Source organism: Pelagicoccus mobilis, assembly GCF_016595505.1.
Lineage (GTDB): Bacteria > Verrucomicrobiota > Verrucomicrobiia > Opitutales > Opitutaceae > Pelagicoccus > Pelagicoccus mobilis.
Genome location: NZ_JAENIL010000011.1, coordinates 92,139 through 109,655, shown reverse-complemented (window position 1 = coordinate 109,655; position 17,517 = coordinate 92,139). Strand labels below are relative to the sequence as shown.

Sequence of the window (17,517 nt, the reverse complement as noted above, 5' to 3'; positions counted from 1 at the left end):
CCTAATTCGCGACCGGATCCCCCTCCTCCGATCCACGGAACTCCAAACGCCTGCGAGCGAGCTCCACTCCATTGAGACGATGCTCGATCACCTTCTCGTAAAACAAATTCGCCTGGTCCACCTTCCCCTCTTCCTTCGAGATTTCCGCCAAGCCAAACAAACAACGAGAAATCCAATAGCGCCCCTTCGGCCCCAACTCACGAATCCGGAGCTCCTCGCTAAACATCCGATCGTAGAGCTGCCAAAACAAACGCTTCGCCCTCATACTCTCGCCTCGCGAACGCCAAGCCTGCGCGAGCTTATACCCCGCCTCCACTTGCAAATCCAACTCGTTCACCAACGGACCCAACGTCGTTTCCGGCAGATCCATGAGCAGCTCCAGGCGAGACACCGCGCCATCGAACTTGCTCTCATCCTCGTTCGCCTGCGCCAACAACGTATCCGCCATCGACATCTGCGCCAGAAAACGATCCGGCCGATCAGCGTACTCGTTCTCCAACAAATAATAGATCTGCTCCGCCGAGCCAAACTTGTTCAGGCGACGCAACAAGTCCGCCTGCATCAGACGAGCCTGAAACACGATCTCCGAATCCGGATAGTCCGTCGCGATCCGCTGCAACAGCTTCGTCGCCTCATCCAGATACGTATCCTGACCGCGACGCACCGCATTGAGAGCCGCCTCCAAAAGAGCAGATGGAGCCAAGCGATGATCACTGTATTCATCCGCTAACGACACCAGCAACTGCTGAGCCTCCACCGTACGATTCTCTCGCGACAGATAACGAGCATGCGAGATATACGACAACAAAGCCGACTCGTATCCAGGATACTCCTCACGCAAACGCTCGAGCAAAGCGACCGCCTCCTCCGGCTCTTCGAGAGCGAAATGCGACTCGGACAAGGACAGCAAACTACTCGCCAAAACCTTATTCAACAAATCAGGATCCGCATCCGACAAACTCTCCCGCTGCACGAAATCCTCAATCTCACGCACCCAATCGTAAGTGTATTCAGAATCGCCAGACACCACCGAAAGACGAGCAGTCAACCACAGCAAACGCAGCTTCAAGAGCGGGTCCTCCGACTCCCCCAACACCGCCTCCTGCGCCCTGTCATAAGCTTCATCAGCCCGGCCCACCCGGCGAAGCTCCTTCAAAACCAGCCACTGGGTCCGCCAAACCATCTCCGCCCCCGCCAAGCTCTGAAGATCCGAGTCGTCGATAGCCTCCAGAGCGAGATCAAGCTGCCCTGCCTGCAAACGAGCATCCACCATCTGGAAATACAAAGGAGCGCCTTGGGACTCGTCCGACACATTCGAGATCGCAGTCGCATACCCTTCCGCCGCATTCGCGAAATCCTCCCGCGTGTTCGACTGCAATCCAGCTCGCAAATAACAGTCCGCGATCAAAGCCGATAGCCGATAGTCCCTCTCCAAATCCGCAAACTCGGAACGCATCGTCTGCAAACGACTCGCCGCCGTCCGATACCGCTTGCGGTTCCAAGCCGACGAAGCCTGCAACGCAAGCATCCCGCGGCGGTAGGAAGAATTCGGAAACCTTCTCTGCAACTCAGAGGCATCCTCCTCCGCGCCCACGAAGTCTCCTTCGAGAAATTTAAAAACCGACCTGTAATAAAGCGCTTGGTCGAGCAAGAGATGCTCCGGCTCCCCTTCGATCATCCCATCCAATTGCGTCCACACAACCAGCTCCGCAGCTTCGTCTCCCGCGCGAGCCCTACGAAACGCCTGCTGCAAGGCGATGCTCATCAAATCAGGATATTGGTTAGCCTCCAGCAACTCCGCCAAAGCCTGGCGACCTTCCACCCGACCCAATCCGCCAGCCATCGAAGCCAGCAATTGAAACTGCGCCCGCACACGCCCCATTCCGTCAGGCAGCTCCGCCAAGCTCCGCCCTATCAGGCCAATCGCAGCATCCGCATTCCCCGCATCAAAAAGCAAAGCCGCCAACTGCTGGGCGTAAACGAATCGCACCTCTCGCCCCGCGTTCTCCAGCAAAGCGTTCTGCAACTGCGGGATCGTCGAGGCATTCGCCGTATTCGACTCCAGCAAACTACGAAAGATCAGATAATTGATCTGGGCCGCCAACGCCGGAGACGCATCCCCAGCCGCACTCCTCGCCGACTCGAACGAAGCAGCCGCACCGTCCCGATCGCCTAACCTCAATACAGTCCACCCACGCAAAAACCAAAACCACGCCAGATCGTCGCCCCCTAAAGCCCCGATCGAAAGGCCCAACAACCTCTCATCCACGGCATCCACATCCCCTTCCGCATACTCGACCATAGCCTCCCGCAAATCAAGCCGGGCAAGCGGCGCCCCATCCAAACTCGCCAACTCCCCTAAACGAGACCTAGCCTCCACCCACTCGGTCATCGCCAGCAACGAATCCACGATCACCAAAGCATTGTCGAAATCCACCCCGTCGGAGTCAGTCAAAGCAGCCGCATCGACCCCAAGCGAATAGCTCAAATCGTAGATTCCCGCCTCCAACGCTCGGCGAGCCTGCCCAGCAAGCAGATAGGCATCCCCCACATCACGCAGCTCGACCGCGTCAACCACCTCCGTCAAGGGAATCGCAGGCTGCTCCTCTTGAGCCTCCAAACTCCACCCGCACACGCACAGCAGTATAGAAAGCGATCTCCAAATCCTACCACGCATGCTACTGCTTCGTCCGCCTCTCGCCGCTAGGGTTCCTCAATCAAACCGACACCTCGCCGCCACCTCAGATGTGACGCGAATCGGCCTCGTCCTTCTCGGTGTAGCCACTCTCCTGACGCTGGTGGTTCACCTTGTTCTTAGCCACATAGGCATCGTAGACGTCGTCCGCCGACATGCCAAGTGTCTGAGCCAAGGAAATTAGGAAGTGGAAAAGGTCGATCACCTCCACCCGAGCGTTCTGCTTGTCAAAATCCTGATACTTCGCCCACCACTTCCAAGGTACCGAATCGATCAGCTCCGCCATCTCCTGCTGCATCGCGCGCGAATAGTTGAGCACCCATTTCGCCTGCTCCTCCTCGTCGATGTCCTTGAGGTTCACGCCGATACGCGCGTTGAGCTCTTCCTGCATTTCGAAAATCCGCTGAAGCTTATCCATAAGATCCGCTAGCTAGCCCGCTTCCCCCAACCCACGCAAGGCCCAAGGCGTTTAAGTTTGAACTTTTCAATCCAATCGTAAAGTACCTCTCCCGCGGTATCAAAAGGACCCCTCACGACGGCTCGCCCGGTCCACCGCGATTCTCACTGCGAGCCGCACGCTCAGTCGATGTCTAAATCCCGACTGACCAATGAGTAACAACATGTCACAAACTGAAGAAACACCCACTCCGTCCGAGCAGCCGGAGGCAAAAAACGATCCCGTCGCGGAATTCGCAGACGAACTCGAGATCGTTGACGCCATGAAGCCCGCCCCCGCTCCGACGTCGAACAACAAGCCGCTCAAGTACGGCAACCGAAAGAAAAAGGCCGGCGAATCCGCCCCAGCCATCCAAAACCTCAGCTCCATCAGTAGCTTCGAAGAAGAAGAGGAGATCGAAATGGACGACCTCCCGATCCGAGCCAACGTCTCGGAAGAACTGATCGACACGAGAAGCAACCCGAGCGAAAGACGCGAAGAGTCCGGCGAACGCCGTCCTCGCCGCGGAGATCGCTCGCGCGGAGAACGTCGCGAACGCAAACCTCGCGAACGCGCTCCGAAATCCGAAGAAGCAAGCGAATCGACCGAAACCGAAACAGAATCGGAAGAACGCCCAGAACGCTTCGGCACCGTCAACCGCGAACAAGGCAGCAACGTGCAAGAATTCCGTCCATCACGCGACGGCCGCACCGCTCCAAAACGCGAACGCAAGCCACGCTCCGAATCCAGCTCCCCTCGCTCCAAACCAGCACCGGTTAAGAAAAAGGGACTCCTCGCCAAAATCATCGCCTTCTTCACCGGCGGCGACAAGGAAGAGGAAAAGCAGCAGCAAGAACGCAGCAACCGAGGCGGACAACGCCGACGTGGCGGACGCGGACGCCGTGGTCCAAACAATCGCCAAAACCGTGAAGACGGTGAAGGCAACGGAGAAGGAGGCGAAAATCGCCGCCGTCGTCGCCGCCCACGCAATCGCAACCGCAAGCCACGCCCCGAGGGCGAAGAAGGCCAAAGCGGAGAGCGCCAAAACCGCGAAGGTGGACAACGCCGCCGCCGTCGTCCACGTCGCCCACGCCGTGACGGCGAAGGAGGCCAACGACGCGAGCGCCAAGAAAGCGCTTCCGAATAGAGCCTCCTCCAAACCAAAATCTCAATCCAAGCCCTGCAGCTCCCAAGCCGCAGGGCTTTTTCTTGCCCCAACCCGCAGCAGCCAGCCTCTTGCCCATAGCTCGTTCTCCAAAACCCCTCTAAGATCCGCTAGCGAACAAACCCTAGGCAAAAAGGGTTCGGCTTGCGGAAAAAACGGTCCCTTTCTGCCGACTTTCCACAGGTAGAAATTTACCTAGGAACAACTCATCGTTGCCAAACAACGACTTACATAAGTTGGCACGCACGAAGCTAAGTTGTGCGCCGTAAATCTTATGATCGCATCGATGAAAGTGACAGAACGTGCGCAAGAGCGCTGGGACGCCATCGTAGAGCGCTTCCGCTTCGCCTGCATCCTCCACCGTGACGGCAAGGAGTGGGAATCACGTCGCATCATCAAAGAGGAGCTCCCTCCACTCATCAAGCAGTGGATGCAAATGCTCCCCACCGGCCTCAAAGAGGATGCCAAGGCCGACCTGCGCGACATGTTCACACGCGAACAAAGCATCGTGGACCAAGGCCACAAGCTGCAGAGACTTTTCAAGGAGACCCTCGTCAAACGCATCATACCGCAAGTCGAGGAACGCATCGCCGCCAAGTACCGCTCCCTCTACGTCACCAAGATGGAGCAAAACAAAGCGAAACGCCAAGCCGAGCTCGAAGGCTCATGGGTCCGCCCCACTTATAGTGAAGAGGCCCCTAAAGCTCCCGAAGGCTTCAACACCGGCAACCGCAAAGTACGCATCGGCGACGTGAGCGACATGATCGACGCTCTCCAAGAAGTCGACAGCGAGGCCCTCGCCGACTCCATCCTCTCACTCGACGACATCGTGCAAGGCATGAACGACGCCAACATTGATCCTATTCTCAAAGGCTAGTTCACCACGATCCGTCATCCCTGCATCAACAAAAACAGAAATCTAACCGACCACAAAAAATGAGTACCACAACATCCAAGACCGCACCCAGAAAAACAAAGGCGAAGCAAACCAACGAAATGCTTCTTGTCGGGCTCGACCTCGGCACCAACACCACCTGCATCCAAGTCGCAAAACCAACCACAGGAAAGGTAGTCACCTCAGAGCTGATCCCTTCCATCGTCGGTTACACGACCGAAGGCATTCTCCCAGGCATCATCCCTGGCGACGCAACCACTCTCTACGGTCAGCTAGCCCTCAAGTACAAGCTGCACCTCAACCTAGTCCAACCGCTCCGTGATGGCATCATCGCCGACATGGACGCAGCCCGCGACTTCCTCGTACACCTCAAGGAAACCGCAGGCATCTCACCTGACGCGGAAGTACGCGCCGTCATCGGTATGCCAGCCAACGCTGACTCCGAAGCACGCGAAAACACCCGTCTCGCCGTTACAGGCATCTTCGACAAGGTCATCCTCATCCCCGAGCCATTCCTCGCTGCTCTCGGCAGCCGCCAGGAAGACCAGCTCGTCAAAGCCGACTACGTCGATCCGGTTTGCAACTCTCTCTTTGTGGACATCGGTGCTGGATCCACCGATGTCTGCTTGATCCAAGGCTACTATCCATCTGCCGAGGACCAAATCTCCTTCGCCTTCGCAGGCGACGCTGTCGACGAGTCCATCCAGGAGTCTCTCCTCAACAAGTACCCAGACAGCCAGATCTCCATCGCCAAGTGCCGCGAGATCAAGGAAAAGCACTCTTTCGTACAAGGAGCGACCTCTGAAGCCTCTCACTCCGTGATGATCAGCGGCAAGATCAAGCAACTCGAAGTGTCCGACGCTGTCGGCACCGCGTGCGACACTCTGCTCAACAAGATCTACGAAGCCGTTCGTGCTCTGATCGTAAAGGCAGACCCAGACAGCATCCCTGATCTCTTGCAAAACATCATCATCACCGGCGGCGGCAGCATGATCAAAGGCCTCGACGGAGCGCTCCAGAAGCTTCTCTCCGAAGAAGGCTTCGAAGGCTGCCAAGTCACCAGCGTTGGCGAGGACTACAAGACTCGCGTAGCCAGCGGCGCCATCAAGGCAGCCTTCCAGGCTAAGGAACGCCAGTGGCAGACCCTGCTCCGCTAACACAATTTAGGTAGTCAGTTCAGTATAGGTACAACACGTACCGTCACCCTCACTTTTTTGTGGTGCAGGAATAGGATGGCGGGCTCCGGGAAACCGGGGCCCGTCTTTTTGTTATCCCAGTCCCAATCTTCCCCTTAATCCTAATCTTCCTCTTAATCCCACTCCTCCATCGATCGGCCCATGATTCCCCTAATAAAAACCAGCCCACAGCCCCAAAACCGCAGACCCTTCCTAGACTCCACACCCCACCAAAACTTTTCAGGCAAAATTTACGGCGCGTTTTACCAATGGCGGAGAAATACACAAACTTGGGTAAATCAGAGGGGAAACAGCCAATTACCCTGCTGCTAGATCCGCAAATACCCACCGCAAATCAACCTACTAGACCAAGGATACTGCGCATTGCCGCTTAAGAAAAGTTTCCCCAGTCCGTAACTCAAGGGAGCAAAAGGAAATCTCTTATAATGAAAAGCGTCGTAATAATCGAAGATCAAACCGCAATCCGAGAAATGGTCTCAGAGTTCATCTCAATGCTACCCGGCTACGAGATCGTGGGCTCCTTCGGGACCGGAGAAGAAGGATTGCAAGGGTGTATTAAGCTAAAACCCGAAACCGTTATTCTCGACGTCGGCCTCCCCGAACTAAGCGGAACGGAAGTTCTGCGCGGCCTTACCCTGCATGTACCTGGTGTTAAAGTACTCGTCTTCTCCGGAAGAGCGAGCTCCGCGAACATCCGCGAACTGCTGTCGGCCGGAGCTCAGGGATACGTCGACAAGATGGACGGATTCGACGAGTTCAAGAAGGCTCTCGATATCATTTCAGGTGGCGGCACATTCATCGGACCGAAGATGGCAAGCGTCATGCGCTCTCTCATCCTCAACCCAGATGCCGCATCCAGCGAAATCCCCCTTTCCGACCGCGAGAAGCAAATCCTGCAACTCGTAGCCGAGTCGTTCTCCACCAAGGAGATCGCAGCCCGCTTGAACATCTCCGTTCGCACAGTGGACAACCACCGCACGAACATCATGCGCAAGCTCAACCTGCACGACGTAGCCGCCCTCACACGCTACGCTATCAAGCACGAGCTCATCTCGCTCACTTGATCCCCGAGCAGGCCAAACCATTCTATTCCACAATTTAGCATCACCGGACGAAGCGCCCACACGCTACGCTCGATGAAATCTTCAAAGGCCGCGCTCGGGTAATCATTCCCGAACGCGGCTCTGGGTTGAAAGGACTCGACCCATTTTCTACCAAGCACGACCCACGGACGGATCACATGCTTAGCGAAAGCCATAGCAACAATACTCAACGCCCTCTCGATTCACGCCTCCCCGCCGAATCCGAGCCAGCTGGCCGCACAAGACTTTCAGAGGACACGCAGCAAAACGAAAGCTGCCACGCCCCCGCCCTCGACTGGACCTTCTTCTCCCGACTCAGCACGCCGGGCGAAAACGCCGCCTACTCCCTGCACAACGGCACCCTCGCCTTTCTCGAGTCCGACGCCAATGTAGACCGCGTCTGGGGACTCGCCGCCGGCCAGTCCAAAGTCGTCAACCTTTCCCTCCTCGTTACCGACGGAGCCGCTCTCAAAAGCTGGCTCCTCAACCTCGATCCACAGGCAGAAGCCTCGGAATTCCGCACGACGCTTGCGGATCCCGCCTCCGCAGGCCAAGCCCTTTTGCTCAAGGCAATCCCACTCTTCATCGCTCCCGATCCGGAGCAAACCCGCGTAGTGCTCAAAGCCGTCCCAGCTACCGACGGCCCAAGCCAATCGAAGGCCTTTCCGGTCAATCTGAACCTGTCCTCCTCCCACGAGTTCGACGGCAGCTTCCTGACCGCCTCCGCCTCGTGGGCCGAACTGCTCGGACTCGAAATCGAACAGCTACGCGACCTCAAGCTGAAGGAAATCGTCGTCCCGTCCGACGCCGATCGCCTCGCCCAGCTCCTGCAGGACGCCAGCCAGGAAGACACCGTCAAATCCAGCATCGTCCGCTTCCAGGCCGAAACAAACCGGGTCAAGACCGTCCTCCTCTCCGCTCGCCGCGACAACGGCCAATCCAGGCTCGTCGTCGAAGGCAAGAACATGACAGTCGAAGGCAACAATCCAGCAATGGACCTGCTCAAGACGAGCGTCGAACTCGTCAAAGAGTCCGTCCTGCTGCTCATGCGAGTCGGCCCCAGCTTCCGCATCTGCTTCGCAAACCGAGCCTTCGAGCACATGACCGGCTACCGCTACTCCCGCGTCGCTGGCTCATCCCTCGCCTGCCTGCACGGTCCCAAGACCAACGCACGCGCCATCCTCGAAATCGAAGAAAGCCTGCAAAACCAAGCAGAGCACACCGCGAACCTTCTTCTGTATCGAAAAAGCGGAGACGCCTTCTGGGCCAATACCTATCTCACTCCGCTACGCGACGAATTTGGAGTCGCCAACTACTTCGCCGTCATCCTCGAAGACGCGACCGAAGTCCGCAACGTCTCCGACGAGCTCGCCAAGAAAAACCTCGAGCTCAACTCCGCCCTCTCCGATCTCAAGCAAACCCAAAAGACGCTTGTCCAACAAGAGAGCCTGCGCGCCCTCGGTCAGATGGCCTCCGGCATCGCCCACGATTTCAACAATTTGCTCGCTCCGATCCTCGGCTTCTCCGAGCTCCTCCTCACCGTCCCGCAAACCATGCAGGACAAATCGAAGCTCACTTCCTATCTCAAGAAGATCCAAGTCGCCGCCCAGGATGGCGCCGCCGTCGTAAGCCGACTTCGCGAATTCTACCGCTCCCAGAACAGCCCCGAAGAGTTCATCCAAATCCTCCCCGACGAACTCCTCTGGCAAGTCAAAGAGCTCACCCGCCACCGCTGGAAGAACCAAGCCGAAGCCAAAGGCCTCAACATCGACTTCCAAATGAGCATGGCATCCGCTCGCCCCATCATGGGCAACGAGCCGGAACTCCGCCAAGTCTTCACCAATCTCATCATCAACGCCGTCGACGCCATGAAAGACCATGGCGACATCACCGTCAGCGTAAGCGATCGCGGCGACAACGTCCGTATCGAGATCGCAGACTCCGGCTGCGGCATGAACGAAGAAACCCGACTCAAGTGCCTCGAGCCCTTCTACACAACCAAGGGAAAACTCGGCACCGGCCTCGGCCTCTCCATCGTGTTCGGCGTCGTCCAACGCCACCACGGCACCTTCGACATCGAATCCCAAGAAGGCGTCGGCACCCGCATCATCATGGAGTTCCCCGCCGTCAAACAGGCTTTTAAAGAGGAGATAGACGTGAACGAAACAGGAGAAACCAAATCCCTCCGCATCATGCTCGTCGACGACGAAGAGGTGCTGCTCGAAGTCATCTCCGAACTCCTCGCCAGCGGAGGCCACACTGTCGACGTCTTCGGCGACCCCAACCGAGCCATCGACGCGTTCAAGTCCAAGAACTACGACCTCGTCATCACCGATCGCGCCATGCCGCTCATGAGCGGAGACCAGCTCGCCGCAGCAGTAAAGCGTGCCGCGCCCGACACCCCGATCTACATGATCACCGGTTTCGGCGACATGATCAACGACTCCGGCGAGAAGCCAGAGCACATAGACGAAGTCCTCGGCAAACCCGTCCCTCTCGACGTCCTCAACCGCAAGCTCGCCGAAATCGCCGCCAAAAAATAGGAGGGCAACGCTCCGTCGTTGCCTCAGCACCAGACTACAAAAAGTAGCCCTGCTGCCTATCGCTAATCGGCAAGCCAGCCTTCTCCATCACCTTCAGCCAGTCTTCCCAAGCGCTCCGCTTGTCCCGCTTCGTGTCATTGCGAAGCAAATACGAAGGGTGATAAGTCGGCATCACAGGGATTCCCTCAAACTCCGCCCACTGCCCCTTTACCTCACGCAAGGTTCGAAAGCTATCCGCTCCCAGCAAACCCTTCACCGCAGTCGCTCCCAACGCCACAATCAACTTCGGCTGCACAACTTCGAGCTGCGCCTTCAAGTACGGCAGACAGTAGTTCATCTCCTCGATCGTCGGCGGACGATTACCGGTCAGCGTCGGCATCTCCGGACGCCAGTTCATGATGTTGCCAATATAGACGTCCTCACGCTTCAGCCCCATGGCGCCGATCATCTTCGTCAAAAGCTGTCCCGCTTTCCCCACAAACGGCTCGCCCTGAATCTCCTCATCCGCGCCCGGAGCCTCTCCACAGAAAAAGATATCCGCATCCACACTACCGACGCCAAACACCACCTTCTTCCCTGGCTTCACCCGAGCATTGCAAGTCGTGCAGCCCAGAACTATCTCCCGCAACGCCTCCCAACGCGTCTGCTTATCACCTTCCGGAAGTTGCACACGAGGCGGACGCGGCAGCTTCGGCCCGTAGCTCTTGCTAGCCGCCGCTTTCTTCGTCTCCGTCTTCGTTTCCGCAAAAACCTTGTCGAAATTCTTCACGTCCGCCGAGCGCACTTGATCAGGAATCGAATTCAGCACCGCCGCACGTGTCGAAGCATTCATCGACGGAGCCTTCGAAAACTTCTTCAACCCCTGTATCGCTGATTCAGATACAGAAATGCGAGTCACGCCTTCCTTGCGCAAACGCTTCAACTCATCAACCAGAGCCTCGACTTCAGCCTTCATATCCCAGTCCTAAAACGATCCGTTTCCACAATAGCTCAAGAAAGACTAAGCCTCTCGCTGAGCCACAATCTTCTCCGTGTACTTGGCGATCAAATCAAACTCTAGATTCACCGAATCTCCTACCCCCTTCTCGCCAATGGTAGTCACCTCAAGCGTATGCGGTATCAGCCAAATGGTGACAACGCTACCCTCTACATTCGCGATCGTGAGCGACATGCCATCGATCGCGATACAGCCCTTATACACCAAGTAGTGCTCAAAACCGGCCGGAGCTTCGATCTCCAAGATCACGTCCTTCCCTTCCGGCCGCAGCGTCTTGATCGTTCCCTCGCCATCGACGTGACCAGTTACAAAGTGACCGCCGACTCGACCATCGAAACGCAAACTGCGCTCCAGATTCACCGAGCCACCGACCTTCACATCCCGCAGATTCGTGACGCGTCGCGTCTCCTCCAATACGTCGAAACTCAAGACGCCATCGCCAATCTCTACAACCGTCAGGCAACACCCGTTTACCGCAACGCTGTCGCCGAGCGAAATCCCATCCGCCACCTTCTCGACCGCAACGCGATAACGCCACGATTGCTCCAGCTCTTCGCAAGCTAAGACCTTGCCCTTTTCCTCAACGATTCCGGTAAACATAACGCTCCGCCACCATGCCAAGCCGCCCCGCCGTGTCCAACCCCAAACCTAAGCAAATTCATACCATCCCCACAACACACACCGATAAACCCAAATAAGCTTATAAACCTAATAAAAACCATTTTTGGTTTACTTTCATCAAATAAACCTTTTTAGGTTTATATGTGATTGCAGTACTCACAGGCGACATCGTCGGTTCGCAAAGCCTGGCGGAAGCCGAGCGCGACCAGCTTCAAGCCTACCTGGAAGACGCTGTCGCGAGCACGGATGTCAGTGCGAGCATCGAAGTATTCGCCGGAGACAGCTGGCAATGCCACTGCCACCCAGCTCATTCAGCAATCAGACTCGCAGTCACCCTACGGTCCTACCTGCTCGGAAAACGCAATATCGACACCCGGGTCAGCATCGGCATCGGCAGCTACGAAAAGCTCCGCCCAGAGAAAATCTCCCTCTCCCAAGGCGAAGCCTTCGTTCTCTCAGGCCGTGGCTTGCAGGAAATGCCCGACGATCGGCGGCTCAACATCCGCCTCGGCAAACAAATCCCCCCTTCTAGCCAAGGCCTGATCTACGCCAGCCTCCTCCTCCTAAACGGCATCACGTCCGACTGGACAAACAAACAAGCCCAAGCCGTCGCCCTCGCCAGCAACAAGCGAAACCAGTACGAGCTCGCCGAAAAGTTCGATCCCCCCATCTCCGCCCAAGCCTTCGGCAAGCACCTTGCCAAAGCCCAATGGAAACTCATAAACGAATCCATCGGCTCCCTAGAATCCAGCCTCCAGCAACTCCTAGCCCCCCACGAAGAGTAAGCCCAACTCCCCGCCCACTCTTCATCATTCCCAATGCCCTCGTTCGATCTCGCCCTATTCGTCCCCCTGCTGGCCGCCCACCTCCTTTCGGATTTCGCTTTCCAGACAGACGTAATGGCACGCCAAAAAGGCCGACCGAAGACCCTATTCCTCCACCTCGTCATCACCGGTCTCTGCGCCTACCTCCTCCTCGGCGACTTCTCCCAGTGGAAAATCCCCCTTCTCCTCGTCGCAAGCCACGGCCTGATTGACCTCCTCAAAATCCGCCTCAGCCCGAAACTCATCCCCGAGCTCCCCGCCTTCCTCGCCGATCAAGCCGCCCACCTCGCCGTCATTTTCACGCTCAGCGCCATCGGCTGGTCACGCGTCGGCATTTTCCAGCCCTGGTGGCTCGACCACAACCCCGCGACCTACCTTCAAACCCTCGTCTTCCTCTCCGCTCTAATTGCCAATACCCTCCTAGCCGGACACCTCATCGCAAAGGCCCTGCCTAGCATGCTCTCCAGCGACCCCTCCGAGCTGCAAGCCGACACCGGCCTCCAGAAAGCTGGACGCTACATCGGGCACCTCGAGCGCCTCCTCCTTCTCATCTTCGTATACAGCGGACAACTCTCCGCCGCCGGATTCCTCATCGCCGCCAAATCCATCCTTCGCTTTCAAAAAGCCCAAGAAAACCGCTCGGAAACCGAATACATCCTCGTCGGCACCCTCCTAAGCTTCACTCTAGGCATCGCTTTCGCCTACGCCACCAAGCTCCTACTCAGCTAGCTCCCCCCACTGCACCCCAAGGTAGCGTCCGCTGTCCCAGCGGACACAGTCCTCGCCAAGCTCTACTCAGCTAGCTCCGGATTTCGCATCACCGCGTCGAACACCGTAGCAAGGCAGCCCCGCAGCTGATCCTCCCCAGAGACGCTCACCGACACCGTCAAAGCCTTGCCCATGGGGGCCAGCACCGCCTCCTCCAAGGTCTCGCGAATCTGCGTTTCGCAAAGAGCGATCAACTTCCGCAGATGCCCACCGAGCACCACTTGGGACGGATTGAACACTTGCACCAATCGGGCCAAACCTTGCCCGATTTGTCTCCCCTCTTCCCCCAACACAGCGAGCACCCTGGCATCACCCGTTTCGGCTAAGCGGCAAATCTCATCGATCCAAAGCAGACCTTCCTTCTGCGAAACTTCGACGCCGGCACGGTCCAACTTCCTCAACACTCCAGAGGCGCCTACTTCCGTCACCCAGCACCCGCGCCGTCCGCAGCCACAAAGCTCCCCCTCAGGCACAAAAGGCGAGTGCCCCACCTGTCCCGCGAACCCATCACGACCTCGCAACAGCCCGCCATCGACGTACACTCCAGCGCTCAGCCCCACTCCCAGACTGAGATAAATCAAATCCTCCACTCGCTTCGGCTCTCCCAAATGGTGAGCGGCGATCGCTCCCGCATGGGCCTCGTTCTCCACGTAAACGGGAACCTTAAAACGAGCCTCCCAAGCCACCTTCAAAGCAACCCCTTCCCAGCCCGAAATCGGTCCGTACGCCAATTCACCCGTCGATCGGCTGACCAGCCCCGCCCAGGCCACGCAAATTCCCAAACACTTTAGCCCCAGCTTATCCGCTTCCACCAGAGCATGTTCCACAAGCTCGAGGGCGCGTTGCACCCCATCCTCCGACGAGATCGGAGCCTTCAACTCAGCCTCGCCACGCCAAAGAAAGTCCATCCCAACATTCGCCAAAACGACTTGCACCCGGTCGATATCCAGCTCCACCGCAATCATCGACCCGCAGTCAGAGTCCAACTCCAAGAGCATACCCCGCCGGCCCACGCCCCCCGCCTCGAATTCACTCTCCTTAACCAGCGAGACCGATATCAGATCAGCCACGATATTGGAAACAGTCGCACGCGTAAGCCCCAGACGTTCAGCAATTTGAGCACGAGACAGTGGACCGTGGACTCGCAACTGATTCAAGGCGCTCACCGCATTGAGGCGGCGTATATCTGCTCTGTCGTATCGTTCCTGCACGTGTAAGGGAAAACCTGCCAGCATGCTTTTCCGTCATCCTTTCGATGGCGAGTTAATTTGTTTGTTTAGTTAATAAACTATTGATTCCACTCCTCAAAGCACTCAACTTCACCGGCATGCAAGACACCCCTCGCTCCCCCAGCAGCGCAATTTCCCCATCGGGAACATCTCGTCGCGACTTCCTGAAGCGGTCCGCCGCCTTCGGCGCTATCAGCTTCCTGCCAGCGCGTTTGCTCTTCGGCCAAAACAAGCCGAGCGACCAAGTGCGTCTCGCTTGCGTCGGAATCGGACACCGCGGCCATGCGAACATCAACAACATCGTCCAGTCCGGGGCTTGCGAGATCGTCGCCCTGTGCGACGTCGACTTGCAGGGCGCGCACACCCAAGATCACCAAGCCAAATTCCCCAAAGCGCGGAAATTCTCCGACTGGCGAAAGATGTTCGACGCTATGTCTGATCAGATCGACGCCGTCCTCATCTCCACACCAGACCACGCCCACTTCAGCGTGACCATGACCGCCATGTCGCTGGGCAAGCATGTCTATGTTGAGAAGCCGCTCGCCCACACCTTCGGCCAAGTCGAGCGTCTAATCGACCTCGCGAAACGCAGCGGCGTCGCCACCCAAATGGGGAACCAAGGTCATTCCGGAGCCAACTACTTCCAATTCAAGGAATGGACCAAAGCGGGCATCATTAAAGATGTCACACGAGTCACCGCCCATATGAACAATCCACGTCGTTGGCATGGTTGGGGCCAAGACGTCACCGAATACTTTAGCGAGCCGGTTCCTCCCGGCATGGATTGGGATCTCTGGATGGACTCAGCTGCCGTTCACCCGCACAGCGCTCGTCTCCATCCCGGCGAGTGGCGCAGCTGGTTCGACTACGGCTGCGGAGCGTTCGGAGACTGGGGTCCCCATATTCTGGATACCTGTCACGAATTCCTCGAGCTCGGGCTTCCTAAGAAGATTACGGCGGTGAAACGAGACGGACCGAACCCATTAGTGTTCCCCCAGGCATCCACTATCAATTTCGCATTCGGCAAGCGCGGCAAAATGCCAGCCTGCGACGTCACTTGGTACGACGGCACAGAAAACAAACCCGTCGTCGAAGAAGAGCTCGGCAAACTCGAAACCAATCCCGAAACCGGCAAGACAGCTCGAACACCAATCGAGATCAAACGTCCCGGCAAGATCATCTACAGCAAAGACCTCGTCTTCCAAGGCGGCTCCCACTCAAGCCACCTTCATCTGCTCCCGCACGAAGTCTACATGGACATGCGGAAAGATCTTCCACGCTTCCCTCAAAAGAATTCTAATCACTACGCAAACTTCCTTCTCGCTTGTAAGGGCGAGGAGGAAACGCGCTCGCCTTTCCACATCAGTGGTCCACTCACTCAGGTTTTCAACCTAGGCTGCATCGCCCAGAAACTCGGCGGCGACCTGAAATTCAACCCCAAGAAAAAACGCTTCACCAACAGCAAGGCCGCAAACGCCCTACTCGATCCCGCCCCACGAAAAGGCTGGGAACAATACTACGCCCTCTAAAATCAAAAGGAGGGCAACGCTCCGTCGTTGCCTCACCCCTCCCAAAATGAAAAAGACAGCTCTACTCACAACACTCGTATCCATTTTGTCGATCGCCTCTGCCGGCCAGATCTCCGAGCAACAGCAGAAATACATCGCCAAGTACGAGAAACAGACACTGAAGGTCGCGCCCGAGGACGCCCTCATCAATACCGACAAAGAGCCCAGCCTAAAAAAAGGCTTCGTCAGTCTCTACAATGGTAAAAACCTCGACGGTTGGACACCGCTCGGAGGGCACTGCACCTTCGAAGCAAATGGTGACAGCATTGTCGGCACCACCGTCAAAGGATCTCCCAGTACTTACCTTTCAACTACACGCGACGACTTCACCAACTTTATCTTCACCGCCGAACTAAAGTGGGAAGTCGATGGTAATAGCGGCATCATGTTCCGAGCTCAAAGCAAACCTGGAGACAAGGGTGAAGTCGTCTTCGGCCCGCAGGCAGAGATGGAAGGATTCAGCCAAGACCGCGGCTGGTCGGGCGGCATCTACGGCCAATCCGCCGGCGGCTGGCTCTACCCGCTCTGGCTCGACGACCACAAAGAAGTTCGCAAAGCCCTCAAAAAAGGAGAATGGAACCGCCTCACCATCAAAGCCGTCGGAAAGAATATCAAAACATGGGTCAACGGCATTCCAGCCGCCCACTACAGGACCGACAAGTACTTCAAAGGCTTCTTCAGCCTACAAGTTCACTCCGGCAAGCAAGGCACCATTCACTTCCGCAACATCAAGGTGAAGGAGATCGAAAAAGGTTTCACCAACCTCTTTGAAAGCGGCGACTTTTCCGCTTGGACCCAAACCGGCGGCGGCGAAGTTAGCGACGCTTGGACAGTCAAAAACGGCATCGTCCATCGTGCTGGCATCCGTCCTGGAAGCATCAATACCAAGAAAGACGACTACAAAAATTTCGACCTTCGCTTCCAATGGAAAATCTCTGAAGCTGGAAACAGCGGCATAAAGTACAGAGCCCACGGCGGACTCGGCCTTGAGTATCAAGTTCTTGATGACAAACTCCATAAGGACAACAAGAAGCCGTCCCACCGAGCAGCCTCCCTCTACGACCTACTGCCCGCCCCAGATGACAAACCCTACAAACCCGCTGGCCAATGGAATAGCGGACGCGTCGTCGCCAAAGACAACCACATCGAGCACTGGCTCAACGGAAAGAAGGTTCTAGAAATTGAATACGGCAGCGAAGACTGGAAAAAGCGCTTCGCAGCCAGCAAGTACGCCAAACACGAAGGCTTCGGCAGCTGGACCGGCAGCATCCACCTCCAAGACCACGGCGACCAAGTCTGGTACCGCAACGTCCGCATCAAGGAGCTCTAGCCCGCGGCCACACAAAAACAAATTTCAACGCCGCCCGTCTCCCCAGACCGGCGGCCTTTTTGTATCCAAACAACTAAAAGGTAGCAACTGCGTTGCTCGCCTCGCCGAAGCTTCACGCGAAGGCGGGTCCCCAACGGCCACAACGCTTCCACACACAAAGCAAATTCA

General features: G+C 56.9%; 14 protein-coding genes. 9 read left to right on the top strand and 5 right to left on the bottom strand.

Annotated features, from left to right (window positions below; translation table 11 throughout):
• Position 1: 1 nt before the first annotated feature.
• Both JIN87_RS07585 and JIN87_RS07580 read right to left on the bottom strand, forming a co-directional pair.
• The gene (locus tag JIN87_RS07585; protein WP_200354941.1) at positions 2-2,677 is read right to left on the bottom strand and encodes a tetratricopeptide repeat protein; all 2,676 of its coding nucleotides are present in this window, start codon (positions 2,675-2,677) and stop codon (positions 2-4) included.
• A gap of 64 nt (positions 2,678-2,741) precedes the next feature.
• Positions 2,742-3,113 carry a dUTPase gene (locus JIN87_RS07580; protein WP_200354940.1) on the bottom strand — a complete coding sequence of 124 codons (372 nt, stop codon included), beginning with the start codon at positions 3,111-3,113 and terminating at the stop codon, positions 2,742-2,744.
• Positions 3,114-3,315: 202 nt separating this feature from the next.
• Between JIN87_RS07580 and JIN87_RS07575 the strand changes: the two genes are divergently transcribed.
• The 5 genes from JIN87_RS07575 to JIN87_RS07555 all read left to right on the top strand — a co-directional run bounded on the left by JIN87_RS07575 (position 3,316) and on the right by JIN87_RS07555 (position 10,012).
• Positions 3,316-4,278 carry a hypothetical protein gene (locus JIN87_RS07575; protein ID WP_234033285.1) on the top strand — a complete coding sequence of 321 codons (963 nt, stop codon included), beginning with the start codon at positions 3,316-3,318 and terminating at the stop codon, positions 4,276-4,278.
• A 304-nt stretch (positions 4,279-4,582) separates the two neighbouring features.
• Positions 4,583-5,173, top strand: coding sequence for a hypothetical protein (locus tag JIN87_RS07570; protein ID WP_200354938.1), 591 nt, complete (start codon positions 4,583-4,585; stop codon positions 5,171-5,173).
• Between the two features lie 59 nt (positions 5,174-5,232).
• Positions 5,233-6,348: a BeeR family actin-like protein gene (beeR, locus tag JIN87_RS07565; protein WP_200354937.1), complete on the top strand. Its 1,116-nt coding sequence runs from the start codon at positions 5,233-5,235 to the stop codon at positions 6,346-6,348.
• 464 nt (positions 6,349-6,812) lie between these two features.
• A complete protein-coding gene (locus tag JIN87_RS07560) occupies positions 6,813-7,451 on the top strand; it encodes a LuxR C-terminal-related transcriptional regulator (RefSeq protein ID WP_200354936.1) in 639 nt (212 codons plus the stop codon).
• Positions 7,452-7,627: 176 nt separating this feature from the next.
• Positions 7,628-10,012 carry a hybrid sensor histidine kinase/response regulator gene (locus JIN87_RS07555; RefSeq protein ID WP_200354935.1) on the top strand — a complete coding sequence of 795 codons (2,385 nt, stop codon included), beginning with the start codon at positions 7,628-7,630 and terminating at the stop codon, positions 10,010-10,012.
• A 34-nt stretch (positions 10,013-10,046) separates the two neighbouring features.
• On the opposite strand, the gene JIN87_RS07550 is transcribed toward JIN87_RS07555, so the two are convergent.
• Both JIN87_RS07550 and JIN87_RS07545 read right to left on the bottom strand, forming a co-directional pair.
• Complete coding sequence (locus JIN87_RS07550; RefSeq protein ID WP_200354934.1) at positions 10,047-10,967, bottom strand: uracil-DNA glycosylase; 921 nt, start codon at positions 10,965-10,967, stop codon at positions 10,047-10,049.
• Between the two features lie 45 nt (positions 10,968-11,012).
• Entirely contained in the window at positions 11,013-11,609 is a 597-nt protein-coding gene (locus JIN87_RS07545) for a riboflavin synthase (protein ID WP_200354933.1), read from the bottom strand.
• Between the two features lie 164 nt (positions 11,610-11,773).
• Between JIN87_RS07545 and JIN87_RS07540 the strand changes: the two genes are divergently transcribed.
• Both JIN87_RS07540 and JIN87_RS07535 read left to right on the top strand, forming a co-directional pair.
• Complete coding sequence (locus tag JIN87_RS07540; RefSeq protein ID WP_200354932.1) at positions 11,774-12,415, top strand: hypothetical protein; 642 nt, start codon at positions 11,774-11,776, stop codon at positions 12,413-12,415.
• Positions 12,416-12,448: 33 nt separating this feature from the next.
• Complete coding sequence (locus JIN87_RS07535; RefSeq protein ID WP_200354931.1) at positions 12,449-13,183, top strand: DUF3307 domain-containing protein; 735 nt, start codon at positions 12,449-12,451, stop codon at positions 13,181-13,183.
• 62 nt (positions 13,184-13,245) lie between these two features.
• On the opposite strand, the gene JIN87_RS07530 is transcribed toward JIN87_RS07535, so the two are convergent.
• Complete coding sequence (locus tag JIN87_RS07530) at positions 13,246-14,457, bottom strand: ROK family transcriptional regulator (RefSeq protein ID WP_200354930.1); 1,212 nt, start codon at positions 14,455-14,457, stop codon at positions 13,246-13,248.
• A gap of 125 nt (positions 14,458-14,582) precedes the next feature.
• On the opposite strand from JIN87_RS07530, the gene JIN87_RS07525 reads away from it, so the two are divergent.
• Both JIN87_RS07525 and JIN87_RS07520 read left to right on the top strand, forming a co-directional pair.
• The gene (locus JIN87_RS07525) at positions 14,583-15,980 is read left to right on the top strand and encodes a Gfo/Idh/MocA family oxidoreductase (RefSeq protein WP_378924075.1); all 1,398 of its coding nucleotides are present in this window, start codon (positions 14,583-14,585) and stop codon (positions 15,978-15,980) included.
• 46 nt (positions 15,981-16,026) lie between these two features.
• Positions 16,027-17,349, top strand: a complete 1,323-nt coding sequence (locus tag JIN87_RS07520; RefSeq protein ID WP_200354929.1) for a 3-keto-disaccharide hydrolase — start codon at positions 16,027-16,029, stop codon at positions 17,347-17,349.
• The last annotated feature ends 168 nt before the right edge of the window (positions 17,350-17,517 follow it).